This is a genomic window from Paenibacillus sp. LC231, from assembly GCF_001860525.1.
GTDB lineage: Bacteria > Bacillota > Bacilli > Paenibacillales > Paenibacillaceae > Paenibacillus_AQ.
Genome location: NZ_JFOM01000002.1, coordinates 197,619 through 224,459 on the forward strand (window position 1 = coordinate 197,619; position 26,841 = coordinate 224,459).

A 26,841-nucleotide genomic window follows, 5' to 3' on the forward strand; every position below is an offset into this window, starting at 1 on the left:
ACTCTATTTGTTAGGAAGTGGATTATGTCGATTAAGCAGCTGATCTTTATCGGTCTCAGTCTCCTGTTGCTGTACGGAATGTTTACGGTTGGAGCTCCGTTCTTGCTGGCCATCGTGATTGCTATTGCATTGGAGCCGTTAAATCGGCTCTTAATGAAAAGACTTCGCATGAACCGCATTGCGGCCGCAACGGTGACAAGCACGCTATTCCTCCTGTTGATGCTGCTCCTGGCTTATTTGATCGGTCTGCAGGTGTTTAACCAGCTGGTCGAATATTGGAGCCGGGCTCCGCAATATTTTGAAGGGGCCAACGAATTCCTTCAGCATACGATAATACAAGCGCAAGACATGTTGAACGGCATTTCGCCGGGTCTTGCCGACAGTCTTACCGAATTCATGTCGAATATTTCTTCCTATATACGGTCGCTTGTCAATTCTGTATCATCAACATTTTTGTCCTTTGCCAAAACGCTGCCGAACCTGTTCGTCACGTTCATTGTATTCTGCGTAGCGGTATACTTGTTCGCTTTCAGCCTCGATACGATGCGTGAGAAAGTGTTGTCGCTGTTTGATGAGACATCACAGTCGCAGGTGAACGAGGTGCTGATCAGCCTGAAAAAATCAATTTTCGGCTTTTTGCGGGCACAGCTGATCCTCAGCCTGTTTACGTACGTGATTACGCTGCTCGGCTTACTGGTATTAGGCGTTAACTATCCGCTTGCCATCGCTTTGCTTGTCACCATTGTCGACATTCTGCCGATTCTGGGCGTAGGATCCGTTTTGATACCATGGTCCATCTACCTGCTCGCGGTAGGCGATATTTTTACAGGAGTCGGCTTGATCTTCATGTTCATTCTGATTACCGTGATCCGCCGCGTGCTGGAACCGAAGGTCATAGGGGATGCTGTCGGCATCGGCGCATTGCCTGCCCTGGTCAGCATGTATATCGGATTTAAACTGGTTGGCGTGATCGGATTTTTTATCGGCCCCCTTGTCGTTATTATCTATTCCGCTATGCGTAAAGCGGGCTTGTTCCAAATCAAAATCAAATTTTGAGGACAACTTCATGAAGACCCTTTTCCCGGAAATATTCCAGGGAAGAGGGTTTTTTTGTCATTTTGGAGTTCATTTTCTGGGCGGAAGACATATGTTAAATACGAAGAGTCCTTGATAACGACGGATCGTAACGATAAGGAGGAAATCCCTTTGAAGGAAAATCCAGAGGTGCGTGTATACCCGGTGTTTCATTCGCCATTTGATCCATGCCCGCCTAAGCTTTACAGATCGTATGTGGTACCTGTTAACCAGTATGTCGTGTTTCAACCGCCGGGTCTGCCCCAGTTTAGCCCTGCTGAGGCGCTAAGGCACGGAACGTTATGGCCATCCTTGTATAGCCCGTATACTTCGCGAAAATTTAAAGGAGAGTGATATGCCGTGAATGAAGCCAGACCCCAGGTTGGAGATCTGAAGTATTACGAAATGCTGGAGCAGCTTCAGGCATTGGATTTTGTCCTGGTGGAGCTGAATCTGTTCTTGGACACTCATCCGAATGATCTCAAGAGCATCGAGCAGTTCAATAAACTGACGCAGGAGAGAACGGTGCTAGCGAAGCAATTTCAAGAGCTGTATGGGCCGCTGCAAAATTTTGGCCGTGCTTATTCCAAGTATCCGTTTGAATGGGCCGAGGGTCCTTGGCCTTGGCAGGTTTAACAATGACGGTATGGCAAGGGGGCTGCGGCTTTTTTTCACCTTATTCATGCAGCCCTCATGAAGAGGAAAAGCGAGAACAAGGAGGCGGAAGAGCCCATGTGGGTATATGAAAAAAAACTTCAGTATCCGGTGCGCGTCAGTAAATGTGATCCGAGAATGGCAAGATTTCTGATGGAGCAGTATGGAGGCGCCGACGGCGAACTGGCTGCTGCACTGCGTTATTTGAACCAGCGGTATACGATTCCGGACAAAGTGATCGGATTGCTCAACGATATCGGAACCGAGGAATTTGCACACCTCGAAATGATTGCCGCGATGGTGTACAAATTGACGAAGGATGCCAGCGTGGCGGAGCTGGAGGCTGCCGGGTTGGGAGCGCACTACGCCAACCATGACAATGCGCTGTATTATGAGAATGCGGCCGGGGTCCCTTGGACGGCAACCTATATTCAAGCCAAGGGCGATCCGATTGCGGATTTGTATGAGGACATTGCGGCGGAAGAGAAGGCACGCGCTACATATCAATGGCTCATCGACATGACGGATGATGTGGACCTGCAGGACAGTCTCAAATTTTTGCGGGAACGTGAAATTATCCACTCCATCCGCTTCAGGGAAGCCGTAGAGATCATCAAGGAAGATCGGGCAACGAAAAAAATATTCTAGGGAGAGGGTATCGTTTCGACATCCGAATGTATAAACAATGACAGGCCTGGTCGCTATCTGTCCGGGCCTGTCTGTTTATGTTAGATAGGATTTAGGGGGGCCGCTATATCCCGTGCGGCTGCTCCGAGTCATGATTATGATAGGGGAGCCGGACCGTAAATGTAGCTCCTTGCCCCTGCTGGCTCTGTGCCTGAATCGTGCCGCCATGCGATACGATAAATTCCTTGGCAATCGCCAGACCCAGTCCCATACCGCCTTGATGCCGCGCACGTGCTCCGTCCGTACGGTAGAAGCGGTCAAAGAGATAGGGAAGATGCTCCTCCTCAATCCCTGGACCTGTATCCCGAATATCAATCCGAAGCATGCCGGAAGCGGGCTCCTCTTGGATCGTGGTGTGGACAAGCCCGTTTTGAGGTGTATACCGAACCGCGTTGATGAAGAGATTCAAAAACACCTGTGTGATTCGGCTTGGATCCACAGGAACGGAAGTGTGCTCTGTAGCGCTCGTCAAACGCAGGGTCAAGTTCTTGGCATCGGCATCTGGCTCGATGCGTTCCTGTATCTGACCCAGAAGATCCAGCATATCCGTGGGTTTCCGAACCAGCGGGAGCTGCTTCGCTTCGGCCAGAGATAGTTGATGAAGGTCGCCCACGAGACGGGTTAAGCGAATCAACTCATCCTGGATGGGAAGCAATAGTTCCGGCTGGATCGGTTGCCTGCTCTGCTGAAGCAGATCCAGCTTGCCTCTTACGATCGTCAGCGGTGTTCGAAGCTCATGGGCGACATCAGCCACCAGATTGCGGCGGACCATCTCGGACTGCTCGAGCCTGGAAGACATGCCGTTGAAAGCAACCGCGACCCTCCCGTATTCATCCTCCGAGGTAACGGGAGCCTGAACACCATACTCGCCCTGACCGAGTCGTTCGATAGCCGGGACGAGTTTGCGCAGGGGGGCAGTGAGCCTCCGCGATATCCAGTAGGCCGCCCCGAGGGAAAGCAGGACGAAGAGGATGGTGCCTCCTCCCAGCAAAATGATGATCGATGTGGGCGTGCCGACCCGAAGCTTGGTCAGGTTTGCCACATCCGTATCATAATAATACAGCTCCGCGACCGGTTCGCCTTCAACATGCAATGTCCGCTTTACCCCGAGGCGTTTGATCTGCTTCTCCACAGCCTCCCCCTCATGCAAGAGGGTCTTTTGTTCCCCGGATGTCAGAAGGATGCTTTCCAAGCGGTCGGCTGAACGGGGACTGTCCGCTAACCACGCCTGATCCTGAACGGCACGGAAAGTATGCCCATTCTTCACGTAGTAACCGAGCAGCCGCTCCTGTAGCTGATCCAGCTCTTCTTCGCGCGAGGTTTGCAGCATGGCATCCATGGAATCGCGGATGACGACATAAGTAAGAAGAACGAAGACGGTGCTGAAACCGATAATGAACGATGAGAGGACGATGAATATTTTGCGGCCCACGCTCATGGCTGCTGCTCAAACCGGTAACCGAATCCATACACCGTTTTGACAAAAACGGGCTCGGCCGGGTCATCTTCGATTTTTTTGCGGATTCGGCTGATATGGGCGTCTGCGGTCCGTTCATCATTGTGAATATCATCCTCCATGGCCGCCTGAAGCAGCTGCAGGCGGCTGTAAACCACGCCAGGCCTGGAAGCAAGGGTCAGGAGGAGTTTGAACTCGGTAGGTGTAAGCTGGATTTCCCGGTCGCGTTTCCATACCCGGCATTGGTTTTCCGAGATCATCAACTCGCCGCGCTTCAGCATTTCTTCGGTAACCGTTTCGCCTTCTATTCTGCGAAGGACCGACCGGATACGCGCGGCCAGCTCCCGGAGGGAGAAAGGTTTGGTCATGTAATCGTCTGCCCCTACCTCCAGCCCGATCAGCTTATCGGTTTCCTCAACCCGGGCGGTAACCATTATGATGCCGACACGGCTTGATTTTCTGAGCTCCCGGCATACTTCAATGCCGCTTAGTTCCGGCAGCATCCAATCCAATACGACCAGCGACGGTTTAAAGTCCCTTACTTTGGCCAAAGCCTCCGTGCCTGTCGCAGCAGTAATGATGTGAAATCCTTCCTGCCGGAGGAACGGCTCCATAAACTCAATGACTTTTCGTTCATCGTCCACAAGAAGCAAGGTATGTGCCATGCAAGGATCCTGCCTTTCCATTTGATTCGTTAGGTTCAGCCGTAAATCCCCCCCATTATATACGGTTTCCAACCACAATTGGAAAATTTCACGGAATCCGCAAGCCATCATCACAAGATCGCAACATTTCGGTGATAGGATGATTTCGTAAAGATATTTGAATCAAGAGAGGGGTGTCGACATGACGCAACAAGCTGTAGGAAAAACACCGCTGGTCGTATGGATATCGTTAGGGCTGGCATGGATATTTGTTGTTTGTATTGCCATTCAGACGCTGTTTGCCGGCATGGCGCTGTTTCATGATGGATCGATGTGGAGAAGCCATACCCTGTTTGTCCATTTTTTTGAAATCGTGCCGGTCCTCATGCTGATATTTGGTATTGCAGGCAAACTGCCCGCCCCGTATAAATGGAAATCGCTGGTTCTGTTGTTATTGGTCTTCAGCCAATACCTCACCGCCAACCTGCCTGGCGCCGGGGCCTGGCATCCGGTCATCGCCATCGGATTGTTCTGGCTTGCGGTGGATACGGCGCGTGGTGTCCTGCCGTCCTATCGACGGGAACAGTAGGGGTAGCACGAACATGAGAAGCCTTGCCGCGGTGGTTATGGCTTTAATCGGAGGTTTTGCGGGCGGGGTCGTTCTGAATGCAGCGATTGCCGTTATGTCGCACATCATATATGGAGGAGATGAGAGCGGGTTGAAGGGTCTCAAGTACCTGCCGTTTGTTACCTCGGCATGGTACGCCGCTACTTTAATGATCTGGCGGCGCCCGGAATATAAACCATAGCGCTTCGTTCCGCCTTTACCCTTCAACCGCCAGCGATACCCAAACGAACAGGATATAGAATAGAATGGGAATCATCACTCCCATGGACAGCAGCAGCCATATAAGCGGCGTCCGGATCATATCCTTCACAATTATGATCGGGCTGCGGACATATCGCCCCTTCTTGAGGCGGTACACCATCCGCTTGAGAATCGCAGCTTGTTCATGGGGCTCATAGCGGCTCAGCTCTGCGATCAGCTCGACTTCCAGCTGCTTGATTGGCGGTGCAGGTTCAGACTCCCTTGTTCCAGGCATGTAAATCCTCCTCTCGTTAGTACGCGTTATATGTATAACAACGATAAAGCTCCCTCGGTTATGCATATTTTATGGGCAGAAGATCAAAAGTAATGAGGAATTGGGGTTTGCAGATGTGATATGGTTCCTATATGATGAGGAAAGATTAGACTAGAATCAGATTATATGGAGCGAAGGGAAGGACCAAATTGGAAAATACTGCAACGTTGATCAAGCCGGAAGCGATGATATTTGACATGGATGGAACGCTGTTTCAGACGGAAACCCTGCTGCTGCCCGCCTATCACAAATTGTTCGACATTTTGCGTGAAGAAGGGCACTATGAAGGAGAAACGCCGGATGAGGAGCTCATGCTTGGATGTCTGGGAATGCTGCTCGAAGACATTTGGAAGATTGTCATACCGAATGGAACGCCGGCAGCCCATCGACGTGCAGACGAGCTGCTGCTGCAGCTTGAGCTCGAAGGCTTAAGCAATGAAGCAGCCGTATTGTATCCCGAGGTGAAGGAGACGCTGGAGGAGCTTCATCGGCGGGGCGTCCGATTGTTTGTTGCCAGCAACGGCCTGGAGCATTATGTGAAAGGCATAGCTGAAGCGAGAGGGATCATGTCGCTCTTTGAAGGAGTCTACAGTGCCGGAGAGCATGGAACGGCTTCCAAGGTGGATTTGGTTAGGCTGCTGCTGGATGAACACGATATCCGGGACGCCTGGATGGTAGGGGACCGGTCATCGGATGTGGAGGCGGGCAAAGAGAACGGACAAACCGTCATTGGCTGCCGCTATGCAGGCTTTGGCGGGGAGCAGGAGCTTAAGGGATCAGATGTCGTTATTCATTCTTTTTCACACCTGCTGAGGCTTCATGATCAAGCCGAATAGATAGATAGGAGTCACAAAGGCTGTTTCCAAGGGTAGCAAGCAACCCTCTTGGAAACAGCCTTTGCGCGTTTTTTGGATTCTTTAATACGGTTTTCTTACGATCTAACTTAAGCATTTTTTGCGGATTTTTTCTGACTGTACACCCACAGTGCATATTCTAAAGGCTTCACCATCGATTCACGGTAGGCAGCCATATCGCCGATTTGAGAGAAGACTTCCCTTGATGGCTTCGGATTCACCTCGAGAAGAAGAACTCTTCCGGTTTTGTCCACGGCCAGATCCAGGGCTATCTCGCACAAGCCTCCATACTGTCCGTCAAGAAATTGGGCTACATCCACACCGAGGGAGTCGGCTTCCTCGCGGATGTTGGCGCGCTTTACCGGATCTGCGATCCATTTACTTAACAATTCTTCCATCATGGTCGCGCGTCCGCCGCCATGCAGGTTGGAGGTCACGCTTTTCGGCGCTCCGACGCGTCCCACGCAGCCGGTCACCTGCCATTGACCGGATCCATTTTTCTGTACGAGCATCCGGTAATCATGCACTCTTCCATCCGGCAGCTCCAGCTGGATCCCCTCTTGAACCAGATATCGATCTCTATTGCCCCAGCCCGACAGATATTGCGCCAAATGGCCTGAAGGCATTCGCTTGGGTCTGATGATGCTCCGGTTGGAATTTCGTCCCCGGATTTCATACGTGCCCGCAACACCAGGGACTTTCGTAATCCGCAGAATTCCGCGTCCGCCCGTTCCGTTAATCGGTTTAAAATAGACCGTAGGATGAACATTGAGCATCCGGTGGATGTCACTTGTGCTGGTCACGATCCGAGTATCCGGCAGATGAGGACGGAAGCGTTTCTTGGTGGATAATACTTGATGAATCGTCCATTTGTTGCGTAAAGGTCTGTTCAGAAACAGTAAATGCCGATAGCGTGAACGAAAGCGCAGCAGCTGTTGAAAGCGAGGGCTCTTTTGAATGCGGCAGCGATCAAAGATCATATTGGGGAACGAGCGCCATCTGCGGCCCCATCTCCGGCGATCCGGATCGTATTCCATGGCGTTGATCAGGCCTTGCGCACTGTTAACGTCAGCAGGGGTGAAGACGTAAACGTCAAGCCCCATCGCTTTTCCTTCCCTGATCATATTCTCGTAGATATGCCGCTCCTCCAGCGTTTTCCGTTCATCCAAGTATAACGTCATAATACCTAAGACGGGTTTTGACACAGAAGTTCACCTTCTTGAACAGAGTCAGCACGAGATGCTGAAGAACTGTGGAATGGGTGCAGGGGAAGGGTTCCGCTCATAACGAGTGTAGGTTTGCCCGTCGGACCTTGCTCAAGCGCTATGGCCTGAAGCCCTGCATGAAAGCACATTTGCAAACTTGGCGAATGATCGGCGGCCACTTTGCATCGCAGCCGCCCGAATTTGGATAATTGTGAGCGGATCAGGGAAGAACCGATATGCCGGTTGCGGTATAGAGGGTGCACAGCAACCATGCAGGCACCTTCCCCATAATCCGCCGCAAAGCACATCCCCACAGGTATGCGGCCGACATCACTTCGAACCGTAGCTGCCACAATCGAGGTGCCGGGCTGCAGCAGCTCGTCATAGGATAGCAAGGCCAGACGCTGGTAACCTTCGCGGGTTAGACGTTTGTTGCTGTACCGCCGGAAGAAATCTCTGCACTGCTGTCTGGCATGCGGCCATTCTTCCGGGCTTGAGAGAGATAGACATGAAATTTCCACATGATCCCCTCCTTTCATGTCTTCCTTAACCGTTGCTCTGGCTGATGCAGGGGCTATCTTTGATTGATCAGATATTCGGAATATTGAAAAATCCGCTCCAGTGACTTTTTCCGGATCGCGGGTTCGTCAAATTTCATGGGTCTTGAATTGGCTTCGAAGAACCAAAGAACGCCTTCGCTATCAATTCCGAGGTCCATGGACATTTCGCCATGGATCTGACCAGAGCTCTTTTCAATCTGCCGTGCCATATGCACGGCTGCTTTTTTAACCTCGCTAAGGATGGCGTCGGACCGTTCCTGACCGAACACCATCGGCAGCAGCTTCTCCGGATCCTCAATCGTTCCTCCGCGAGGAACATGTGTGGTGATGCTTTTGGCGCCTGCCATTCGAGCTCCAATTCCTGTAACTGCCCAGGAGCCGTACTCGTTCTTTTGCACAAGTATGCGGAGGTCGAAGGCGCGACCGTGGACCTGGGCCAGCTCGATTCCTTGCTGGATCAGGTATGAGCTTCCTTTAGTCTCCTGATAAACCCGGTTCCAAAGCCGCTCTAAGGAGGCAGCTTTGTAGGTGGTGCTGTTTTTGTTGTTCTGTATCTGTATGCGGTAGGGCAGCGATTTGTTTTTCTGATACCGTACCCTCATGATCCCTTGCCCGGCTTTGCCGTCCTCGGGTTTAAGATACAGGTAGGGCTTCCGCTTCATCATCTCATATAGAGTAGGGTAACCCTTTAAACGCTTTGTCAAAGGTGCCCACTTTTTGGTTAATCGTGATTTGTTCAGCCAAGCAAACAGCCGCCATTTATTGAAGAAGTGTGGATTGTAGATATCGATATGGGGATGTTTTTGGCATTCCTTGATTTTGCGTCGAACCCAGGGAAGGGCTTCATCCTCTCGGTAAGGGATCCGGTTATATATAACCTGGGGCAGAGGGCATAGCCTCTGCTCCCAGGAATGGTCGCCGTTCAGGATATAGCCTTTGACAGTACCTGTATCAAGCTTCAGATCACGTACAGTGACGACATAGACCAGAAAGCCCATATCCTTCCCTGTCTTGATGATTTCCTGAAAGTTTTGCCGGTTGCCCCTGAACATCGTATGCGAATCGTGCATGGTCAGGATGGCTACAACCGGTCTTCCATCACTCTCCACTCGGTTGTTCACGAGTCATTCCCCCTGTGGAAGCCGCTGAGATACATACTGTGTTCAAAAATATGCTCCACCGATGCTTTTCCTTCCCCTTTAAGAGAAGGGTGGTTGAATATCGATCGGCCCGGCTTTGAATTCGCTTCAAACATCCATATCCTCTCGTTATCATCTATTCCTATATCGAACCCGATTTCTCCTAACAGATGCGGATGATGATTCTCGATGGCCTCCGACATCGCGATGGCGGCGTCCTTGGCACGCTCCAGCACATCCCGAGCTTTGGAGCCGAAGGCCCGGCTGAGCGCCTGCTCCGGCGTCATCAAGGAGCCCCCGTTCTTGATATGCGTTGTGACGCTGCCCCGACCGGCTTTTTTGGCGCCGATACCAACCACGGACCACCGGTTTTTGCTGTTCTTATGCATATGGAATCTGAAGTCGATAGGGCAGCCATCGATTTCAATGAGGCGGATTCCTTGCTGGATAACATAGTTACGCAGCTTGGAGCCGTGCTTGGCCTGAAGCATACGCATCAGACTGTTAAAGCTTGGGAACTTGAGAAGGGTGTTACCCCCGTTTCCGTGATATCGCGCAAAGTATCCTTTTTTGGGAAGATAGGTTAACCGGTAAATCCCGAGGCCTAAGCTTCCGGCTGAGGGCTTATAATATACAAAGTTATGGCGCTCCATCATATCCTTAATCCGCTCGGGACTAGGATTGTTATGCGTTTCCGGCAAATATTTGCCTGCCTGCACGTCGCCGTCCAGCTGGGAGTACACATCGGATTTATTGAAGAAGGCCCAGTTGAAAAATTTAATGTTGCGCTTCAGAAACCGATCTCTCAGTTGATTGGTAAAAGGGGAGAAGTCGGTTTTTCGGCTAGGCAGTCGATTATAGACGACATTTGGGAGCGGAACGGTTTTGCGGACAAAACCGCCGCCGGAACCGAGCATATAGGCATGAACTGTTTCGCGCTGCCAATTGATATCCCGGGGGGCAAAGGCATATACGAACATTTTTTTGTTGCCCTCACGAAGAAGCTGTCGAATATACGAGGTTCGGGCTCCAAAGGGGCTGGATGGATTATGAGGTCCGTCGGAGAGAACCCCAACCACGGGCCCCAGCTCGATCTCTCCTTCACGGGGGGAATGGATATAGACAGGGCCCTGTCTGGGAACGTGGATACCGTTTCGGACACCGTTGCTTAAATAGATGTGTTTCCCCGATCGATCGATCGGTTTTACAGCAGCCGAAACCGTGTTGGTACCGATGCGTAGCTTAATCGATTTCCTGCTTGATAGCCCCAGGCTCTTCAGAAGCGAACCGGATAAAAAGACGACTTTTTCGGGCTGCTGCGAGAAATGAATATTTCCGAAATTCAAACTCATGTATTTACCCTCCTAAGTTGTCGAAGCAATAAATAACGGGCGTATTGAATCGGATGTTCGACGGACAGCCGGGCTGCGTGACCATCTCCCGTTAGTGTAAATGCGCGGCGGCCCGGTTTGGAGTTAACCTCCAGGATCCAGACCCGTCCCTTTGTATCCACGCCAAAATCGATTCCCAGCTCGCCAAGTCGGCCGAATCCTTCTTCGAGCAGGGATGGAAGCTGAGCGGACAGATCTCGGATGGTCTGAATGATCTTCATGGCCTTTTCTTCTCCGAAATCGGTCGTTAGATAGGGAAGGGCCGGATATGCGGTGCCTCCCCCGTGAAGGTTCGAGGTCAGTCCTTGGCTTACGCCTTGCCGTGCAGCGATTCCTGTGATGGACCATCTGCCGCGGTTATTCTTTTGAACCAATGACCGAATATCAAACGGATCTCCGTTGCGGTTATGAAGCTCCAGGTAGGGTTGAATGATAAACCGGCGTCGACCGGTAAAACGGCTCACCCATTCGTTCATCTCTTGTGCGGGAATAGTCTGCTGGAACATGCGATTGCTCCGGTCCCTTCCTTGCAGTCTGACACGCTGTTGATCTGTCAAAGCGAGGTACAAAGTATGCCGACCCTGAGAGCCTCCGCTAGGCTTCATGAAAAGTCTGCTGTCAAAAGCCAGCAGTGCCCTGCTCAGTGATTCGGCTCCCGTATAACTTAAGGTTGCCGGCAGATATGGCCTTAAGGCGGAGGAGCGCTTTAATAGTTGATGCACTTTCTGCTTGCCGGGCAGACCGCGTGCCCACAGTCTTACGCCCTGCTGCAGCATTCGGTTCAGATACGCACCGGCGGCAGCCGTTTCCTCACCGTTTCGGTGCAGACATCGGTCATAGATGACATCTGGAGGAGGAAAGGTGCCGAAACTCCAGCCTTTTTCTGGATTGAATTGATATCCTTGTATCCTATCTATGGAGCTTTCAACACCAGAAGCAGAAGAGGCATCATCCGGACAAAAAACAAATACCTGCATGCCGAGTCCCTTGGCCTTCGAGCTAAGTTCACGGAGGAATTCCTTCTCTGCGAAGGGAGGGAAGCCCGGTTTGCGGCATACCATGACACCCAGGGTGCCTATCTTGTTTGACGACATAATGTTCTCCTTTTTTAGAACCCCGTCAAGTATTGACAGTACTGAACGAGCCGCACGGCTGACGGTCTTACTTTGGAGTCGGCATTCAGCGGTGCATTTTCACCTTTGGACGGCTTGGAGTTGACCTCCAGGAGCCAAATGCGGCCAGCCGTATCGATTGCCAAGTCAATGCCGAGCTCCCCGAAATGATAAGGAATGGCAGCCTCCAGTCCATGAGCAATATCGAGCGCCGCTTGATTCATTCGGGCGGGGGCCGTTTGTCTGGAGGTTAACGGGATACTGCTCATGGCAAGCGCGTCTTTGACGGAAGATAGCGTACCGCCTCTGGCAAGATTGGAAACAAAGTGGTTTCCGCCGGCAATACGGGCCACGACCGAAGTCACTGCCCACTTTCCATTCTTGTCTTTATGAACAAGCGCGCGAAAATCAACGTTTCGCCGGTTGATGCGGATCAAATCCAGCCCTTGCTGAATTTGATAACGCGTTTTTTTTATTTTCCCAGATAAGCTGCTGAACAGCTTTGGAAGTGAGGAGTAGGTATTCTTCTTGCTTCCTTCAAGAGAGGTGGTCATCGTTTGATATTTGCCGTTCTCTTGGCGGGATATCCGGATGATCCCTTTTCCCAGACTACCCCGCACCGGTTTCAGGAAGACCGTCCGATAAGTGGCGCACATTTTTTTGAGCGTCGGATAACCGCTGAGCAAATAGGATTCGGGCAAATATTTCTGCAGTTTCACATCAGGCCCGAGTGCCTCGAAGACATCCGATTTATCGAGAAATTTCTCGTTAAAGATTTGGGTGCCGAATCGCGATTTTACTTCTCTCATAAAATGCTGTACGCTAGGACTATTCTCCAGTTTGCGGGTAGACAGCCGGTTATTAATGACGTCCGGAGCTGGAACGCTGAGCTTTTTCCATCCCGCGTCATAAGCAATGGCTTCAAGTGTCGACGGGTTCGAACCGATCATGTCAGGTGTGAAAAAATATACATATGCGCCCTGTTTTTTGGCCGCGTTGACCATTTCCAGGCAGAAAGCTGAGATTGATCCGAAAGGTTTATCAGGTTCATCCGGTTGATATCGGCTGACCATGATCCCGATAAGCGGACCGAGCTTCAGCGTTCTTTCCGTTGGATAATATTTGACATTCATGACGGTTCGAGGAAGAAGTCCCGAATGGCTGAATACCGAAGGGTTTAAGGCCAGCGAGTTCGATTTTCCTCCTGAGATAACGCGGACTTCCTGCTTGAAGGAGCCAAAGGCAAGCTGTACCTTTGAATCTGTCGGGATACGGAGCTGTCTGATGAGCCGGTCACCAAGCTTGATATCGTTATCCGAAAGCTGGGCTGAGCGGATTAATTGAGTCGATATCTTGGATTTGGTGTTGGATTTGATCTTGGATTTGCGCATGATGGATCTCCTTCCGACAACAACTGGATACTTAAGTGAACAGACAAAAGACTTCATCTGATCATTGCATGTAATGCATCATATGAGGACATATATCCCTTGGTGATTGTACTGCTCGGGAAAAAGGAGTGCTGAAAATGCAGAACTGGCTGTTTATTTTGGTGAACGTGTGTGTTGCTGCTTTTGTTGGCGGCATAACGAACCACTTTGCAATAAAAATGCTGTTTCATCCCCGTGAAGAAAAAATCATCCTGGGCCGCCGCGTACCCTTCACGCCAGGGCTCATTCCAAAGCGCAAGGACGAAATAGCCGAGTCGTTGGGACGTGTGGTCTCGGATTACCTGGTGACAAGCGAGGGATTGCAGGAGCTTATTCGAAAGCCGGTGTTTCGGGGTAAGATAGAGGACAGCCTCTATCGGAAGCTGGAGGAATGGAGCCAGTCGGAGCTGAGCTTCGGAGACTTGGCGCTAAAGGTATGGAGCTCCGAACAGTGGGAGCAATTAAAGGTCCGTGCCGAACAATCGGCCCGCCAGTTCACAGCCCGGGGTGCCGCAGCAGTATGGCACGGATACGGATTGGAGGCAAAACCGCTGAAGGAGCTTGTTCCCGGTTGGTCCGAGGAAACGATTCAGGGCTGGAGCGGGGCTGCCGCCGATATTGTGCTGAAGGAGCTGAGGAGCACGCTGTTGTCCGCGAAGGGGCAGCTTATGCTATCGGATGTGGCTTCTTCACTCATCGATAAGGCAGGCGGATTTCTGGGGACGATGGCTTCGATCTTTGTGGATGAGGATAAGCTGGTCCAGAAGCTGACGCCCATGCTGATTCAGCAGCTGGAGAGTGAGAAGGTCCGCAAGACCATCACGGATATTATCTCAGGAAAGCTGTCGTATTACGGTGAAATGCCGCTCGGGAATTTCATCGAACATGCCGCTGGTGAGCCGGGCCTCGCTTGGATCTCCCGCACATTGGATGACAAGCTTCCTTGGTCCAAGTGGATTAAACAAATCGAGTCTCTTCGCGTAGGCGAGCTGATTGGACCGCGAATGGCTGCCATCGAAGCAGCTCTGCCTGGACTGCTCGATAAGGGGCTGGGCTTCCTTGAGCGAAGTATCCCGGCGGCCATGAAGGCTGTAAACTTACCGCAGCTCGTTCAGGAGCAGGTGGAGAAGTTCCCGATTGAGCGGCTGGAAGAGATCATCCTGAGTGTGTCCGGCCGCGAATTCAGGGCCATCACCTGGCTTGGGGTGCTGCTGGGCGGAGTGATCGGATTGTTCCAATCCATGCTGACCATACTGTGGAGATAAGAATTTTGATGGAGTAAGGATTAAGGCGAGAGGCGAATTCAAATACGGCGTTTAAGCCGAGCATATTGGAGGAATTACGAATGAACATTTATGACAAGGCACATGATTTGGCAAAAGCGATGAAGGAAAGCAAGGAGGTAGAAGAAATTACCTCTGCTATGAAACTCGTGGATGCAGATCCGGAGAGCAGACGCATGCTGGATGATTTCCGGCAGCGCCAGATGGAACTTCAACAGCGCATGATGTCCGGCGATATGCCGGCACAGGACGAAATGGAGAAGATGGAGAAGCAGTTTGAGGTGCTGAGCCTGAACCTGAACATCCGCCGTTTGTTCGACGCTGAGCGCCGTCTGAGTGTCATCATCGAAGATGTGAACAAGATTATATCGGATAGTCTTCAGCATCTGTATGGTCCAGCCCAACCCTAGACGTTCCCTTTTTAGGGCTGCGGACAATAAACTTCAACACAAATTAGGTACATTTTTAAAAACTTGTCTCATAAATTGCGCAAGCTCCTCATAGAGTAGAAATATAGATTTCAGAGAGTAGAGGAGCTGCGTTTACAATGAAAAAAAAGAAGAACAAGTTTAAACACACCGCTTACTTATTGGTTGCACTCGGCATGTTGATATACGCCCTTCCCAGCATTTCTTTCTCTGGCGGGTTCACATGGGTTTCGCTGTTCGGTGCAGTCTGGGCAGGATTTGCCCTGCTCGTGATCGGTTCGCATCTCTATTACCTTATCGGTGTAGATGAAGCGAAACAGAAAGCGCTCGATGAGATCCGCAAGGAGAAATTGCGTCAATGGGAACTGAAATGGCCTGAGGAACAGAAGAGTCAAGAAGCCAATTAAGCGTTGGATCACAGCGAGCGCTGTGATGAACAAAAACCTCCTTTAAGGGATACGGTTGGATCGCCCATCCGTTAACCTTCAGGGGAGGTTTTTTGTGTCTGACGGGTATGGGAGCTTCATAGGACGTGATATAATAGATACAGTATGGTACAGATAGTGTTCTGGGGGTGTAACAGTTGGACGTTCGAGATGATACGATTACCAAACACGAGCAATTGGTTCAGCATATTGAAAGTTTGAAGGTTGGAAGTAAAATCTCGGTACGACGGTTAGCCAAAGAGATGGGCGTCAGCGAGGGAACCGCTTATCGGGCGGTAAAGGAAGCGGAAAGCCTGGGCATCGTGGTCACGAAGGAACGGATCGGCACGGTTCGTGTGGAACGGAAGCCGCGTAACATATCCGAGCAGCTTACGTTTGCCGATGTCGTTGAAATTGTGGAAGGGCATGTGCTTGGCGGTGCGGAAGGGCTTAATAAAAGCCTGCATAAATATGTGATTGGCGCCATGAAGGTGGAGGCGATGATTCGATATATCGATGCCGGAAGCCTCATGATTGTCGGTAACCGCGAAGATGCCCATTCCCTGGCACTCGAGCAGGGGGCGGGCGTGTTGATTACGGGCGGTTTCGGAACCAGCCGGGAAGTGAAACAGCTGGCAGACCAGCTGCATCTGCCCATTATATCGTCCAGGCATGACACGTTTACCGTCGCCTCCATGATTAACCGCGCCATTTTTGACCGATTAATCAAGAAGAAAATTATGCTGGTGGAGGATATCGCTCATGATAAGCCGAAGAATCACCAGTTGAAAAACTCCGTCACCGTTCAGGAATTCAAACGGATTTCACAGGCGACCGGGCAAATCCGGTATCCGGTAACAGACGAATGGAACCGGGTCATCGGCATCGTCGGGGTTCGGGATGTGGAAGGGCTCGCCGAAACTCAGCCGATCGAGAAAGCGATGACCCGCAATCCGGTAACGGCAAGCATGAAAACGTCGCTCGCATCTGCGGCGCAGATTATGATGTGGGAAGGGATCGATTTTCTTCCGATTGTGGATCGGAACCGCAAGCTGCTTGCAACGGTTACTCGTAAAGAAGTGTTAGGGGCACTGCGGGATGCGCGAAACCAGCCTCAGCTCGGCGAGACGTTTGATCAGCTGATCTGGAATGGGATTGCAGAGGATCGGGATGAGGAAGGGCGTTTGTTCTTTCACGGTTTTATCACGCCCCAAATGGCTTCAGAACTTGGAACGATTTCGCAAGGGGTGCTCACGACCGTCATGAGCCAAGCTGCGGTTAAAGCGGCCAAGGATATTAGCGGCTGGGATCATGTACTGGATCATCTGTCGACGTATTTTATCCGGCCCGTGCAGATCGAGGATCCGATCGTCATTATGCCAAAATTGCTGGAGATCAGCCGCCGTACCTGCAAGATGGAGATCGAGATCCAGCATCAGACAAACCTGATTGCAAAAGCGGTCATGACGATGCAGGCGATCGATCACGGCTAACGTTAAACTCCGGACAAATAAAGGGGCATCCTGCAGGTCTTCATGGACCTTGCGGGATGCCCCTGTTCCGTTCAGTTTAACTTAGCTGGCCGTCCTCGAATTCTTCATTCTGCTGTAATAGTTGCGGCTTCTTATGCCGGCAAATATATTAAATGCGCCAAGCACCAAGAACACGGCTTCTACAATGACAGCCGGCGTGGAGCCGCTGAACAGAAACATGCAGACCAGCGATAGGGAAACCAGCATAATGCCCATACAGAGGTTCATCTTGGACATATAGATGCCGCGGTCAGCGGGATCGGCTACACGCCGGGCGCGAATGCTATAGAGCGCCGCCGCGACCACGGACAGAACGAGAATGATGTACAGGACATAGTGGATGACAGTTATCATGAATGGAAGGCTCCTTCATATTCGGTAACATGCTCGCAATGTGGCTAAAGGGATGTGTTCATGTGCTGCTTCGTGATCTAAAGTATGACTTTTTGAACAATCTCTAAAAGCATGTTAGATTCGATCATTTACAATAGTATGTATTGTATCATGATCCGGTTGACTTTGCATCCACATGATCAACGCTAACCCAGATTTGCAGAACGCCTTCCATGACGAGCATGGTCTTGATTTGGACCTTGTAATCTTTCTCGCGGACCGTATAAATTTTGTCGCTGAGGAGTGAGCGCGTCAGCTTGCTGTCTGCGTCGATATCAAACACGTTGCGGCCGCGAAGGGCTGCCAGATCGTCGCTCATAAGCCTGACGAGCTCTTTGATGATGACGGGATCCAGCGGCAATTTGTCGTTTTGTTCGCTGCGGATCTTGATTTCCTTGATGACCGTGGATTGTTTATTGTATTTTTTTAAAGAATCGATGTCTTCTTCATATTGCGTTATTTTGAGCTGCTGCTCCTGATTCGTTAACCATAATTTATTGTAGGCTGCATGATAAACCGAATTGTAGACGATGCTGCCGACAACCATCCCCAGCACGAAGATGGATGCGACCTGATAGAAGGGGCGGAAGCGGTGGGCTGGAGGTACGCGCATCATTCAGCTCCGGCTGAAGCACACCCATTTGACCAGCTCGCTGCCCATATGTGCTCCAAGAAATGCAAAACCCAGATATAAAACCTGCTTGATGGCAGGGGATAAATTCCCGTCAAGCACGTTGCTTTCAATGACCCGCATCGGATCAATGGTGCCCCCGATCGCGGCCGCAAGCGCCCATATCTTAATCCGGTCGGCCACTTCAACCATGGTCAGGGTCGGGGGCTGCAAGGACAGCACGGCGCCCACGCCTCCCACCATGGCTCCCCCCAGCACGATGCCGAAGGCTATAAAAAAGTCCAGGATCGCTTTGGATAAAAAAACGCTCATGCCCTCATGTCTCCTTTCTACTCTCTACTCTCGGTGGATGTTATGGCAAACGCCTGTCCACGTATTCCCTAGTTTCATTCTATGGGCGGGCCTAGCGGGATTATGATAAAATGGTATAAAGACTTTTTCAGATATTTCTGGATGGATTTCAAATATACATGTACCGGCGAAAGGAAGGCGTTACGATGAGCTCTTTCGTGCATTTGCACGTGCATAGTGAATACAGTTTGCTCGATGGAGCGGCACGTATCGGTGACCTGGTGCGGGAAGCGGCGGCGCTTGGCATGAAATCGCTGGCCCTGACGGATCATGGCGTGATGTATGGTGCCATTCCGTTCTATAAAGCCTGCCTGGCGCAAGGCATCAAACCGATTATCGGCTGCGAGGCCTATATCACGGCAGGCTCCCGCAAGGAGCGGGGAAGCCGCAAGGATCAGCCGATCTATCATTTGATTCTGCTTGCCAAGAATGAGACCGGCTATCGCAATTTGATGAAGCTGTGCTCGATCGGGCATTTGGAGGGGTACCATTACAGACCCCGAATCGATATGGAGGCGCTGGCCGCCCATCATGAAGGCATCATATGTCTCAGCGCTTGCTTGGGCGGCGAGGTTCCCCAGCATCTGCTTCATGGACGCGAAGCAGAAGCGAAAGCTGCCGCGCTTCGTTATCAGGCGATTTTTGGAGAAGATTACTATCTGGAGCTGCAGGATCACGGAATTCCGGAGCAGAAGCGCGTGAATCCCCAGCTGATTCAGCTAAGCCGCGAGACCGGCATTCCGCTGGTAGCGACCAACGATGTGCATTATCTGACCGAGAGCGATGCCGAGGTTCAGGACGTCCTGATCTGCATCGGCACGGGAAAGACGGTCGAAGATGAAGACAGGCTGCAGATCCAGACGAACCAGCTCTATTTGAAGAGCGGCAGTGACATGGAGCGATTGTACCCCCATGTGCCTGAAGCTATATTGAATACGGCTAAGATTGCGGACCAATGCAATCTGGAGCTGGAATTCGGCAAGTCGATTTTGCCGGAATACAGCTCGCTCCCGGAAGGGAAGAATGCAGCCGAATACCTCCGGGAGCTCTGCTTGAACGGTCTGCAAGAACGTTACGGGAATACGGAGCGGTGGCAGGATGAAGCACAACGCAGCGAGCTGGAGCAGCGACTGAACTATGAGCTCGGCGTCATCGAGAACATGGGCTTCAGCGATTATTTCCTGATCGTATGGGACTTTATCGCCTACGCCCACCGGCAAGGCATCGCGGTTGGACCGGGCCGGGGTTCATCGGCGGGCAGCCTGGTGGCCTACACTCTTCAGATTACGAATGTGGACCCGATGAAATATAAATTGTTGTTTGAACGCTTCCTGAATCCGGAGCGGATTACGATGCCGGATATTGATATCGACTTCAGTGACGAGCGCCGGGAAGAGGTCATTGATTATGTGGTGGATAAATACGGGAAAGAGCATGTCGCCCAGATTATTACGTTCGGTACGATGGCGGCAAGGGCGGCCGTCCGTGATGTTGGACGTGCGCTGAATGTGCCGTTCGGGGATGTGGACAAGGCGGCCAAGCTGATCCCTAACCATCTGGGCATCAGCATCGCGGGAGCGATGGAGCAAAGCCCGCAGCTGAAGGAGCAGTACGAGACGAAGCCGAAGGTGCGCGAGCTGATCGATATGGCGATGAAGGTTGAGGGCATGCCCCGTCATGCTTCGACACATGCAGCAGGCATTGTCATTTCCCGCGATCCGCTGACGGATGCGGTTCCGCTGCAGGAAGGCAGCGAGAAGACGGCGCTGACGCAGTATTCCATGGAGAATCTGGAGAGCGTGGGCCTGCTCAAGATGGATTTTTTAGGTCTGCGGACGTTGTCCATCATAGAGCGCACGCTGAGATGGATTCAAGAATTGACGGGCAGAACACTCGATTTCGAACAAGTGCCGGATGACGATCATCTGACGTATGAGATGCTGGGGCGCGGCGATACCACGGGCGTATTTCAGCTTGAATCCGCGGGCATCCGGCGGGTGCTGAAGGATCTGAAACCTTCGGTGTTTGAGGATATCGTATCCGTGAATGCCTTGTACCGTCCGGGTCCCATGGAGTTTATTCCGAAGTTCATTCAAGCCAAGCACGGCCGGATCGAGCCGGAGTATCCCCATTCGGACCTGATCCCGATACTAGGCGATACGTACGGCATTATCGTCTATCAGGAGCAGATCATGCAGATCGCTTCGACGATGGCCGGCTTCTCGCTCGGGGAAGCGGATTTGCTGCGAAGAGCGGTGTCGAAGAAGAAGCGCGAAGTGCTGGACCGGGAGCGGAGCCATTTCGTTTCGGGCAGTCTCAAGCTCGGTTATAGCGAGGATGAGGCCAACCGCGTGTACGATATGATCGTCCGGTTCGCGAACTACGGATTTCCCCGTGCGCATGCCGCCGCTTACGGCGTGCTGGCCTTCCAGACGGCTTATCTTAAGGCGCACTATCCGGTTCCGTTCATGGCTTCCATGCTGACTGCCGTCATGGGCAGCCACCGGAAGGTAGCCGAATATGTGCTGGAGGCACGGCGCCTCGACATCGAGGTCATGCCGCCGGACGTCAACGAAAGCGGAACGTATTTCACGCCGGTCATGAGCGGTTCTGCTGCCCAGGGCGGTGATGATGAAGTCCAACGTCCTGCCGGAGGCGGAATCCGATTCGGGCTAGCCGCGATCAAGAACGTAGGCACGCAGGCGGTGGAGAATATCGTCGAGATCAGGCGTGAAAAGCCGTTTGAAAGCCTGCTCGATTTTTGCCGCCGGGTGGACCTTCGCGTATGCAACAAGCGTGTGATCGAGTCGCTTATCCAGGCGGGGGCTTTTGATTCCTTGCAGGGACACCGTTCCCAGCTGATTGCCATGCTGGACGAAACGGTCGAAGCGGCCGTGAAGTGGAGAAAGGAACGGGATGACCTCCAGATTCAGCTCTTCGACTTCGTGGAAACCACGAATTGGGACATCGAATATCCGGACATCCCGCCGTATACCGCAAGTCAGCAGCTCGAATTCGAACGCGAGCTGCTGGGCATGTATTTGTCCGGCCATCCGCTGGACGGCTTCGAAGATACGCTGACGGAGTCCGGAGCTGATCGGTTAATGGATCTCCATGAAGCGGAAGATGAGTCGATGGCTACGGTTGCCGGGATGGTGGTTACACTGAAGACCATTACGACGAAACAGGGAAAGGCGATGGCCTTCATGGAGTGCGAGGATCAAATTGAGCGCTGTGAGGTCGTTCTTTTTCCTGAAGTATGGAAGCGAAGCGCGCATCTGATTGAGAAAGGCGCGCTGCTGGCGATCCGGGCGAAGGTTCAACTGCAGGACGAAGGCTTCAAGCTGCTGGCCGAAGAAATCGCGCCGCTTGAGCCGCAAACCTTGAGTCAACTGGTTCACCGGAGCAAGGTTCGGGGAACAGCGGGCGGCAGAGGAAGATCCGGCGGAGATAATAACGGCCGTAGTGGTAAATCGGGTGCAGCCGGCATCCAGCCGGTTTTGGCCGGTAATCCATCGGCAGTCCCGACTCCGGAGCCGCTTGCCGCCCGGAGTGGGCAGGATTCGACCTCTATTCGAAACGAAGCGTCGGGTGACAGCCTATCGCCCGAGAAGGAATCTCGTACCGTCGTATCGAATCATAAGGCTGAGCAGCGTGTGTTTGTGAAAATAACGGCCGATGCGGAGCAATCGGAGCTGCTGGTGAAGCTGAAAGAGCTCCTGCAGCAGCATCCGGGGCATGTGCCAACGGTGCTGTTTTATGAGCGGAGCCAGAAGGTGCTTGCGCTTAGCGATGCCTATCGAATCAAGCCTTCCACAGAGCTTTTTACCGAAATGGAAAGCATGCTGGGCAAGGACACCGTTAAAGTGAAGTAACATGAAAATTTAAGAACGTTTCGCATCCCTCCCGCATACAATTAGGACACTACAGGTAATGTTGGCCGAGTACTAGCATGAAGAAGGCTCTTTCATGATAGAGAAGGATTGAAAGAGCGCGGCCAGAGACGCGGGGGGGATTTGTGATGTCAATGGACTTGGCAGAAAGCATGCTCAGCCGCAGAGGAGTCAGCGTAAGCTCCATCGCGGATATTGTATTGAAGCTTCAACAGCGTTATCATCCGAAGTTAACCATCGAGCAGTGTGAAGAAAGCGTACGGGCCGTGCTCGGCAAGCGCGAAGTGCAGTATACACTGTATACAGGCATTGCGCTGGATGAGTTGGCCGAGAAGAGACTGCTGCCGGAGCCGCTGCAATCGATTATGGAGCAAGACGAACCGCTTTACGGAGTGGATGAGACCATGGCGCTCGGCGTCACGAGCATTTATGGCATGATAGGACTGACCAGCTTCGGCTACCTGGATAAAGAAAAAATTGGCGTGATTGAGATATTAAATGAAAAAACGGACGGGATTCATGTGTTTCTGGATGATCTCGTTGCAGGCATCGCCGCTGCCGCTTCCTCGCGCATCGCGCATAACAATCCTGATGCGGCGCATTATACCGCGGGTTCTGACTGATTTGCGCGAGCGGTGTCGAATCGCTGCCTGAGGGTATAGATTTGGCTTTCAGCCCCCTGCTCTCTTTGTTGAGGTAAAAACTGAAGTATGTTATCATTATCCATTATATCGGCTCAGGATATGCCTGTGGGACGAGATTAGGGGGATCTGAAAGGCATGTGGACGGTAATCTATATTGCGCCAACTGCAAAGGTGGCGGAAATGATCAAGACCAGGCTAACGGAAGAAGGTTTTTTGGTTCAAAGCCGTCCTGTGAATCTTTCCAAACAGCAGTTTGAGATTTTGGTACCCTCCGGAGAGCTTGAGGAAGTACAGGAAGTGTTGAATTCGATATTGCACCCCTAGTTTCATCTGGGTTACATAGCGAAGCTTAGCGTACGGATCGGCGATGTGCTATTGCAGCGGCCATTCAAATTTACGGCTGGAGAGGTGTAGTTGTGTTTAAAGACTTGTTTCAGAAAAAAAGAAAATACGCAACGATCCCATCGGAACGACTTGGGACAGCAGGGCAGCCTCAGGAAGGCGAACGCCCGAAACGGGAAATTCCGGAAGGTCTGATGAATAAGTGTGCTAAGTGCGGCACCATTCAATACAGCAAAGAGCTTGAGAAGAATCTGAAAGTGTGTCAGGAATGCGGACATCATATGCGCCTGAACGCGGTAGAACGGATTGCCATGACGCTGGATGAGACAGGCTTTGAAGAGTTTGATGCGGATATGATCTCGGTGGATCCGCTCAAGTTTCCGGGATATGCGGCCAAGCTCGAGCAGCAGAAGATGAAATCCGGTCTTCATGATGCGGTTATTACCGGTCAAGGGTCGATTCTCGGCCAGCCTGTTGTGGTGGCCGTGATGAGTTTTGATTTCTTCACGGGAAGCATGGGCTCCGTCGTCGGGGAAAAAATCACCCGAGCGATCGAGTTTGCGACGGACAAGCGTTTACCGCTCATTATTTTCTCCACCTCCGGCGGCGCCCGGATGCAGGAGAGCATTCTTAGTTTGATGCAGATGGCCAAAACAAGCGCAGCCCTGTCCAGGTTTAACGAGCTCGGCGGGCTCTATATTTCAGTGATAACGGATCCGACGACCGGCGGTGTATCCGCCAGCTTTGCGACGCTTGGCGATATCAATATTGCCGAGCCGGGAGCGGTATTCGGTTTTGCGGGCCGTATCGTTATTGAACAGACCATTCGCCAGAAGCTGCCGGATGATTTCCAGACAGCGGAGTTCAACTTGGCGCATGGTCAGCTTGACATGGTTATTCATCGGAAAGATATGCGCTCCATGCTTGGTAAGCTGCTGGAGATGCATACCGTGAAAGGGGGATTCTGATGTCAGGCGAATTGCCTTTTGAAATGCCACTTGCCGAAATGCGCAAGAAGATCGATGAATTGAAACAATTCGGACAGGAAAAAGGGATCGATTTCACGGATGAAATCGCCCGCCTGGAAGAACGATATAGTCGCTTGGAGGAAGAAATCTATTCTTCGATTTCGCCTTCCCAGAAAATGCATCTGGCCCGTCATCAGCAGCGACCGACGTCGCTTGATTTGATCCAGCTGATCTTTACGGATTTTATCGAGCTGCATGGAGATCGTCTCTACGGGGACGATCTTGCCGTTGTCGGCGGCTTGGCCAAACTTGACGGTGTTCCCGTCACGGTGCTCGGTCAGCAGCGCGGTAAGGATACGAAGGACAATATCGCGCGATTCTTCGGAAGCCCGCATCCGGAAGGCTTCCGTAAAGCTCTGCGGCTTATGCAGCAGGCGAACAAGTTCAAGCGTCCTATTATCACGTTTATTGATACAAAAGGCGCATATCCGGGTAATACAGCAGAAGAAAGAGGTCAGTCCGAGGCGATTGCCCGTAATCTACGGGAAATGTCGTCCCTTGGGGTGCCTATTGTTTGTGTGGTCATCGGCGAAGGTGGAAGCGGCGGTGCTCTTGCGATGGCTGTAGGCAATCGTGTCCTGATGCTTGAGCATGCGATCTACTCTGCCATTTCACCGAACGGCGCCGCATCCATTCTGTGGAAGGACGCATCCAAAGCGGATCAGGCTGCGGAAGCCATGAAGATCACCGCTAAGGACCTGCTCGAGATGGAAGTCATTGAGGAAATTATACCGGAGCCTAAGGGCGGTGCGCACCGAAACTATGAAGAGACAGCCGCCGCGATTCAAAGCGCACTGATCAGCCAGCTGAAAGAACTATCCGTTATGGATGCCTGCGAGCTGAAGGAAGACCGGTACCGCAAATTCCGCAAGATCGGCGAATTCGATTTTGCGAAGGCGGAACAGGAAGACGTGATTATGTAAAAGTTCTGATGAGTATGTGACGATATGACAAAGTTCCTATACAAATTAGACTTTTTGTAGTAGATTTAGTTGTTGGAAAAAGAGATATAGAGAACCCTTGAATAAACGGAGGAAACCCAAATGCGCAAAACAAAAATTGTATGTACCATCGGTCCTTCCAGTGAATCGTTGGAAAACACCAAGAAGCTCATTATGGCCGGCATGAACGTGGCTCGTCTGAACTTCTCTCACGGCGACTTCGAGGAGCATGGCAACCGGATCAAGAACATCCGCCAAGCTTGCGAAGAGTTGAACAAAACGGTAGCGATCCTGCTTGACACCAAAGGACCGGAAATCCGTACAGGCAAACTTGAAGTGGAACCGATTGAGCTTGTACAAGATGAATATATCACCCTTACTACCGAGGAAATCCTTGGTGATAAGAATCGTTTGTCCATTACTTATAAAGAGTTGCCGCAAGATGTTCAAGTCGGATCCACGATCTTGATCGATGACGGTCTGATCGGTCTGACCGTGGTAGAGATTCAAGGCACCGAAATCAGATGCCGCATCGTCAATGGCGGAACCATTAAGAGCAAAAAAGGTGTAAACGTACCGGGAGTCGCGATTTCTCTCCCAGGCATTACGGAAAAAGACGCCAACGATATCATTTTCGGGATCGAACAGGGCATCGATTTTATTGCCGCTTCCTTCGTTCGTAAAGCAAGTGACGTGCTGGAAATTCGCGAATTGCTGAAGAAGCATAATGGCGAGCACATCCAAATCATCTCCAAAATCGAGAACCAGCAGGGCGTTGACAACCTGGATGAAATCCTCGAAGTATCCGACGGCTTGATGGTAGCCCGTGGCGACCTCGGCGTAGAGATTCCTGCAGAGGAAGTTCCATTGGTTCAAAAACGCATGATCGAAAAATGTAACCTGGCTGGCAAACCGGTCATTACGGCTACGCAAATGCTGGATTCCATGCAGCGCAACCCACGTCCTACCCGTGCGGAAGCAAGTGACGTTGCCAATGCGATTTTTGACGGTACCGATGCCATCATGCTGTCCGGCGAAACGGCTGCAGGTAAATACCCTGTAGAATCCGTATTGACTATGTCCCGTATCGCAGAGAAAGCGGAATCCGCGCTGAACTACCGTGAAATGTTCTTGAAGCAGCGTATTGCTCAAGATACCAGCGTTACCGAAGCAATCAGCCAATCCGTTGCGATCTCGGCACTTGACCTGAATGCCAAAGCCATTATTTCGTCCACGGAATCCGGTCAAACGGCTCGCATGGTATCCAAATACCGTCCAGAGGCTCCTATCGTCGCCGTCACGACTCAAGACAGAACATTGAGACGTTTGGCACTGACTTGGGGCGTAACGCCGGTTAAAGGCGAACAGGCTTCTTCTACGGACGAGATGTTTGATTACGCGCTGCAAGGCGGCGTGAAGTCCGGACTCGTGAAAGAAGGCGATCTTGTTGTCATTACAGCAGGCGTGCCACTGGGCCGTTCCGGTTCGACCAACCTCCTGAAAGTGGATCAAATTCCACAGGAGAAGTAATACAACCGTCAAGAATCCGTTGGATTCTGAATATAGCAGCATATAAGCAATGGACGATGATTCTGTCGACCA

Annotated in this window: 29 protein-coding genes; 17 read left to right on the forward strand and 12 right to left on the reverse strand. The window is 51.7% G+C overall.

Features of this window, described 5'->3' with window-relative positions:
• The first annotated feature begins 24 nt into the window (after positions 1-24).
• From ytvI to AK95_RS01045, 4 genes are all read left to right on the forward strand, one after another.
• Complete coding sequence (ytvI, locus tag AK95_RS01035; protein ID WP_071218040.1) at positions 25-1,056, forward strand: sporulation integral membrane protein YtvI; 1,032 nt, start codon at positions 25-27, stop codon at positions 1,054-1,056.
• 150 nt (positions 1,057-1,206) lie between these two features.
• Positions 1,207-1,428, forward strand: a complete 222-nt coding sequence (locus tag AK95_RS33285) for a spore coat associated protein CotJA (protein WP_074961779.1) — start codon at positions 1,207-1,209, stop codon at positions 1,426-1,428.
• Between the two features lie 6 nt (positions 1,429-1,434).
• Positions 1,435-1,710 carry a spore coat protein CotJB gene (locus tag AK95_RS01040; protein WP_071218041.1) on the forward strand — a complete coding sequence of 92 codons (276 nt, stop codon included), beginning with the start codon at positions 1,435-1,437 and terminating at the stop codon, positions 1,708-1,710.
• A 96-nt stretch (positions 1,711-1,806) separates the two neighbouring features.
• On the forward strand, positions 1,807-2,376 hold the full coding sequence (locus tag AK95_RS01045) for a manganese catalase family protein (RefSeq protein WP_071218042.1): 570 nt from the start codon (positions 1,807-1,809) through the stop codon (positions 2,374-2,376).
• Between the two features lie 103 nt (positions 2,377-2,479).
• On the opposite strand, the gene AK95_RS01050 is transcribed toward AK95_RS01045, so the two are convergent.
• Together AK95_RS01050 and AK95_RS01055 are read right to left on the reverse strand one after the other, a co-directional pair.
• On the reverse strand, positions 2,480-3,853 hold the full coding sequence (locus AK95_RS01050) for a sensor histidine kinase (RefSeq protein WP_071218043.1): 1,374 nt from the start codon (positions 3,851-3,853) through the stop codon (positions 2,480-2,482).
• A complete protein-coding gene (locus tag AK95_RS01055; RefSeq protein WP_071218152.1) occupies positions 3,850-4,536 on the reverse strand; it encodes a response regulator in 687 nt (228 codons plus the stop codon). The genes AK95_RS01050 and AK95_RS01055 overlap by 4 nt, the downstream gene beginning before the upstream one ends.
• Before the next feature lie 181 nt (positions 4,537-4,717).
• Here AK95_RS01055 and AK95_RS01060 point away from each other — a divergent pair, with 181 nt between their 5' ends.
• Together AK95_RS01060 and AK95_RS01065 are read left to right on the forward strand one after the other, a co-directional pair.
• A complete protein-coding gene (locus tag AK95_RS01060; protein WP_071218044.1) occupies positions 4,718-5,104 on the forward strand; it encodes a DUF6220 domain-containing protein in 387 nt (128 codons plus the stop codon).
• 13 nt (positions 5,105-5,117) lie between these two features.
• Entirely contained in the window at positions 5,118-5,324 is a 207-nt protein-coding gene (locus AK95_RS01065; RefSeq protein WP_071218045.1) for a DUF5957 family protein, read from the forward strand.
• 15 nt (positions 5,325-5,339) lie between these two features.
• Here the strand turns inward: AK95_RS01065 and AK95_RS01070 are convergent, their stop codons facing one another.
• On the reverse strand, positions 5,340-5,618 hold the full coding sequence (locus AK95_RS01070) for a hypothetical protein (protein WP_071218046.1): 279 nt from the start codon (positions 5,616-5,618) through the stop codon (positions 5,340-5,342).
• A 188-nt stretch (positions 5,619-5,806) separates the two neighbouring features.
• On the opposite strand from AK95_RS01070, the gene AK95_RS01075 reads away from it, so the two are divergent.
• Positions 5,807-6,493, forward strand: coding sequence for an HAD family hydrolase (locus AK95_RS01075; protein ID WP_071218047.1), 687 nt, complete (start codon positions 5,807-5,809; stop codon positions 6,491-6,493).
• 107 nt (positions 6,494-6,600) lie between these two features.
• On the opposite strand, the gene AK95_RS01080 is transcribed toward AK95_RS01075, so the two are convergent.
• The 6 genes from AK95_RS01080 to AK95_RS01105 are packed head-to-tail and all read right to left on the reverse strand — an operon-like array spanning position 6,601 to position 13,309.
• Complete coding sequence (locus AK95_RS01080; protein WP_071218048.1) at positions 6,601-7,716, reverse strand: YheC/YheD family endospore coat-associated protein; 1,116 nt, start codon at positions 7,714-7,716, stop codon at positions 6,601-6,603.
• Positions 7,698-8,237 carry a GNAT family N-acetyltransferase gene (locus tag AK95_RS01085; protein ID WP_071218049.1) on the reverse strand — a complete coding sequence of 180 codons (540 nt, stop codon included), beginning with the start codon at positions 8,235-8,237 and terminating at the stop codon, positions 7,698-7,700. Before AK95_RS01085 ends, AK95_RS01080 begins: the two co-directional genes overlap by 19 nt.
• Positions 8,238-8,290: 53 nt before the next feature.
• A complete protein-coding gene (locus AK95_RS01090; protein ID WP_071218050.1) occupies positions 8,291-9,397 on the reverse strand; it encodes a YheC/YheD family endospore coat-associated protein in 1,107 nt (368 codons plus the stop codon).
• Entirely contained in the window at positions 9,394-10,767 is a 1,374-nt protein-coding gene (locus tag AK95_RS01095; protein ID WP_071218051.1) for a YheC/YheD family endospore coat-associated protein, read from the reverse strand. The genes AK95_RS01090 and AK95_RS01095 overlap by 4 nt, the downstream gene beginning before the upstream one ends.
• The gene (locus tag AK95_RS01100; protein ID WP_071218052.1) at positions 10,764-11,900 is read right to left on the reverse strand and encodes a YheC/YheD family endospore coat-associated protein; all 1,137 of its coding nucleotides are present in this window, start codon (positions 11,898-11,900) and stop codon (positions 10,764-10,766) included. Before AK95_RS01100 ends, AK95_RS01095 begins: the two co-directional genes overlap by 4 nt.
• Before the next feature lie 14 nt (positions 11,901-11,914).
• Positions 11,915-13,309 carry a YheC/YheD family endospore coat-associated protein gene (locus AK95_RS01105; RefSeq protein ID WP_071218053.1) on the reverse strand — a complete coding sequence of 465 codons (1,395 nt, stop codon included), beginning with the start codon at positions 13,307-13,309 and terminating at the stop codon, positions 11,915-11,917.
• Positions 13,310-13,446: 137 nt separating this feature from the next.
• On the opposite strand from AK95_RS01105, the gene AK95_RS01110 reads away from it, so the two are divergent.
• The 4 genes from AK95_RS01110 (at position 13,447) to AK95_RS01125 (ending at position 16,977) form a co-directional block, all read left to right on the forward strand.
• The gene (locus AK95_RS01110; protein WP_071218054.1) at positions 13,447-14,613 is read left to right on the forward strand and encodes a DUF445 domain-containing protein; all 1,167 of its coding nucleotides are present in this window, start codon (positions 13,447-13,449) and stop codon (positions 14,611-14,613) included.
• An 80-nt stretch (positions 14,614-14,693) separates the two neighbouring features.
• Positions 14,694-15,041, forward strand: a complete 348-nt coding sequence (locus tag AK95_RS01115; RefSeq protein WP_071218055.1) for a YlbF/YmcA family competence regulator — start codon at positions 14,694-14,696, stop codon at positions 15,039-15,041.
• A 137-nt stretch (positions 15,042-15,178) separates the two neighbouring features.
• Positions 15,179-15,466 carry a hypothetical protein gene (locus tag AK95_RS01120; RefSeq protein WP_071218056.1) on the forward strand — a complete coding sequence of 96 codons (288 nt, stop codon included), beginning with the start codon at positions 15,179-15,181 and terminating at the stop codon, positions 15,464-15,466.
• A gap of 176 nt (positions 15,467-15,642) precedes the next feature.
• Positions 15,643-16,977 carry a DRTGG domain-containing protein gene (locus tag AK95_RS01125; protein WP_071218057.1) on the forward strand — a complete coding sequence of 445 codons (1,335 nt, stop codon included), beginning with the start codon at positions 15,643-15,645 and terminating at the stop codon, positions 16,975-16,977.
• 81 nt (positions 16,978-17,058) lie between these two features.
• Here the strand turns inward: AK95_RS01125 and AK95_RS01130 are convergent, their stop codons facing one another.
• From AK95_RS01130 to AK95_RS01140, 3 genes are all read right to left on the reverse strand, one after another.
• Positions 17,059-17,370 carry a YtpI family protein gene (locus AK95_RS01130; RefSeq protein ID WP_071218058.1) on the reverse strand — a complete coding sequence of 104 codons (312 nt, stop codon included), beginning with the start codon at positions 17,368-17,370 and terminating at the stop codon, positions 17,059-17,061.
• A 148-nt stretch (positions 17,371-17,518) separates the two neighbouring features.
• Positions 17,519-18,022 carry a sporulation membrane protein YtrI gene (locus AK95_RS01135; RefSeq protein ID WP_071218059.1) on the reverse strand — a complete coding sequence of 168 codons (504 nt, stop codon included), beginning with the start codon at positions 18,020-18,022 and terminating at the stop codon, positions 17,519-17,521.
• Between the two features lie 3 nt (positions 18,023-18,025).
• Positions 18,026-18,352, reverse strand: a complete 327-nt coding sequence (locus AK95_RS01140; RefSeq protein ID WP_071218060.1) for a YtrH family sporulation protein — start codon at positions 18,350-18,352, stop codon at positions 18,026-18,028.
• A 185-nt stretch (positions 18,353-18,537) separates the two neighbouring features.
• Here AK95_RS01140 and AK95_RS01145 point away from each other — a divergent pair, with 185 nt between their 5' ends.
• From AK95_RS01145 to pyk, 6 genes are all read left to right on the forward strand, one after another.
• A complete protein-coding gene (locus AK95_RS01145) occupies positions 18,538-22,266 on the forward strand; it encodes a DNA polymerase III subunit alpha (protein ID WP_071218061.1) in 3,729 nt (1,242 codons plus the stop codon).
• A gap of 146 nt (positions 22,267-22,412) precedes the next feature.
• Positions 22,413-22,907, forward strand: coding sequence for a phosphatidylglycerophosphatase A family protein (locus AK95_RS01150; protein ID WP_071218062.1), 495 nt, complete (start codon positions 22,413-22,415; stop codon positions 22,905-22,907).
• Between the two features lie 156 nt (positions 22,908-23,063).
• Positions 23,064-23,252 carry a hypothetical protein gene (locus AK95_RS01155; RefSeq protein WP_006212044.1) on the forward strand — a complete coding sequence of 63 codons (189 nt, stop codon included), beginning with the start codon at positions 23,064-23,066 and terminating at the stop codon, positions 23,250-23,252.
• Between the two features lie 92 nt (positions 23,253-23,344).
• The gene (accD, locus tag AK95_RS01160) at positions 23,345-24,238 is read left to right on the forward strand and encodes an acetyl-CoA carboxylase, carboxyltransferase subunit beta (protein WP_071218063.1); all 894 of its coding nucleotides are present in this window, start codon (positions 23,345-23,347) and stop codon (positions 24,236-24,238) included.
• Positions 24,238-25,221, forward strand: a complete 984-nt coding sequence (locus AK95_RS01165; RefSeq protein ID WP_071218064.1) for an acetyl-CoA carboxylase carboxyltransferase subunit alpha — start codon at positions 24,238-24,240, stop codon at positions 25,219-25,221. Before accD ends, AK95_RS01165 begins: the two co-directional genes overlap by 1 nt.
• Before the next feature lie 120 nt (positions 25,222-25,341).
• Positions 25,342-26,769, forward strand: coding sequence for a pyruvate kinase (pyk, locus tag AK95_RS01170; protein ID WP_071218065.1), 1,428 nt, complete (start codon positions 25,342-25,344; stop codon positions 26,767-26,769).
• Positions 26,770-26,841: the final 72 nt, after the last annotated feature.

Excerpts from the sequence above, each read along its gene's own strand:
- AK95_RS01110 (WP_071218054.1), top strand. The coding sequence starts at position 13,447 with ATGCAGAACTGGCTGTTTATTTTGGTGAACGTGTGTGTTGCTGCTTTT.
- pyk (WP_071218065.1), top strand. The coding sequence starts at position 25,342 with ATGCGCAAAACAAAAATTGTATGTACCATCGGTCCTTCCAGTGAATCG.
- AK95_RS01045 (WP_071218042.1), top strand. The coding sequence starts at position 1,807 with ATGTGGGTATATGAAAAAAAACTTCAGTATCCGGTGCGCGTCAGTAAA.
- AK95_RS01070 (WP_071218046.1), bottom strand. The coding sequence starts at position 5,618 with ATGCCTGGAACAAGGGAGTCTGAACCTGCACCGCCAATCAAGCAGCTG.
- AK95_RS01065 (WP_071218045.1), top strand. The coding sequence starts at position 5,118 with ATGAGAAGCCTTGCCGCGGTGGTTATGGCTTTAATCGGAGGTTTTGCG.
- AK95_RS01050 (WP_071218043.1), bottom strand. The coding sequence starts at position 3,853 with ATGAGCGTGGGCCGCAAAATATTCATCGTCCTCTCATCGTTCATTATC.
- AK95_RS01095 (WP_071218051.1), bottom strand. The coding sequence starts at position 10,767 with ATGAGTTTGAATTTCGGAAATATTCATTTCTCGCAGCAGCCCGAAAAA.
- AK95_RS01055 (WP_071218152.1), bottom strand. The coding sequence starts at position 4,536 with ATGGCACATACCTTGCTTCTTGTGGACGATGAACGAAAAGTCATTGAG.
- AK95_RS01060 (WP_071218044.1), top strand. The coding sequence starts at position 4,718 with ATGACGCAACAAGCTGTAGGAAAAACACCGCTGGTCGTATGGATATCG.
- AK95_RS01120 (WP_071218056.1), top strand. The coding sequence starts at position 15,179 with ATGAAAAAAAAGAAGAACAAGTTTAAACACACCGCTTACTTATTGGTT.
- AK95_RS01115 (WP_071218055.1), top strand. The coding sequence starts at position 14,694 with ATGAACATTTATGACAAGGCACATGATTTGGCAAAAGCGATGAAGGAA.
- AK95_RS01155 (WP_006212044.1), top strand. The coding sequence starts at position 23,064 with ATGTGGACGGTAATCTATATTGCGCCAACTGCAAAGGTGGCGGAAATG.
- AK95_RS01100 (WP_071218052.1), bottom strand. The coding sequence starts at position 11,900 with ATGTCGTCAAACAAGATAGGCACCCTGGGTGTCATGGTATGCCGCAAA.
- AK95_RS01165 (WP_071218064.1), top strand. The coding sequence starts at position 24,238 with ATGTCAGGCGAATTGCCTTTTGAAATGCCACTTGCCGAAATGCGCAAG.
- AK95_RS01145 (WP_071218061.1), top strand. The coding sequence starts at position 18,538 with ATGAGCTCTTTCGTGCATTTGCACGTGCATAGTGAATACAGTTTGCTC.
- AK95_RS01105 (WP_071218053.1), bottom strand. The coding sequence starts at position 13,309 with ATGCGCAAATCCAAGATCAAATCCAACACCAAATCCAAGATATCGACT.
- AK95_RS01135 (WP_071218059.1), bottom strand. The coding sequence starts at position 18,022 with ATGCGCGTACCTCCAGCCCACCGCTTCCGCCCCTTCTATCAGGTCGCA.
- ytvI (WP_071218040.1), top strand. The coding sequence starts at position 25 with ATGTCGATTAAGCAGCTGATCTTTATCGGTCTCAGTCTCCTGTTGCTG.
- AK95_RS01150 (WP_071218062.1), top strand. The coding sequence starts at position 22,413 with ATGTCAATGGACTTGGCAGAAAGCATGCTCAGCCGCAGAGGAGTCAGC.
- AK95_RS01130 (WP_071218058.1), bottom strand. The coding sequence starts at position 17,370 with ATGATAACTGTCATCCACTATGTCCTGTACATCATTCTCGTTCTGTCC.
- AK95_RS01140 (WP_071218060.1), bottom strand. The coding sequence starts at position 18,352 with ATGAGCGTTTTTTTATCCAAAGCGATCCTGGACTTTTTTATAGCCTTC.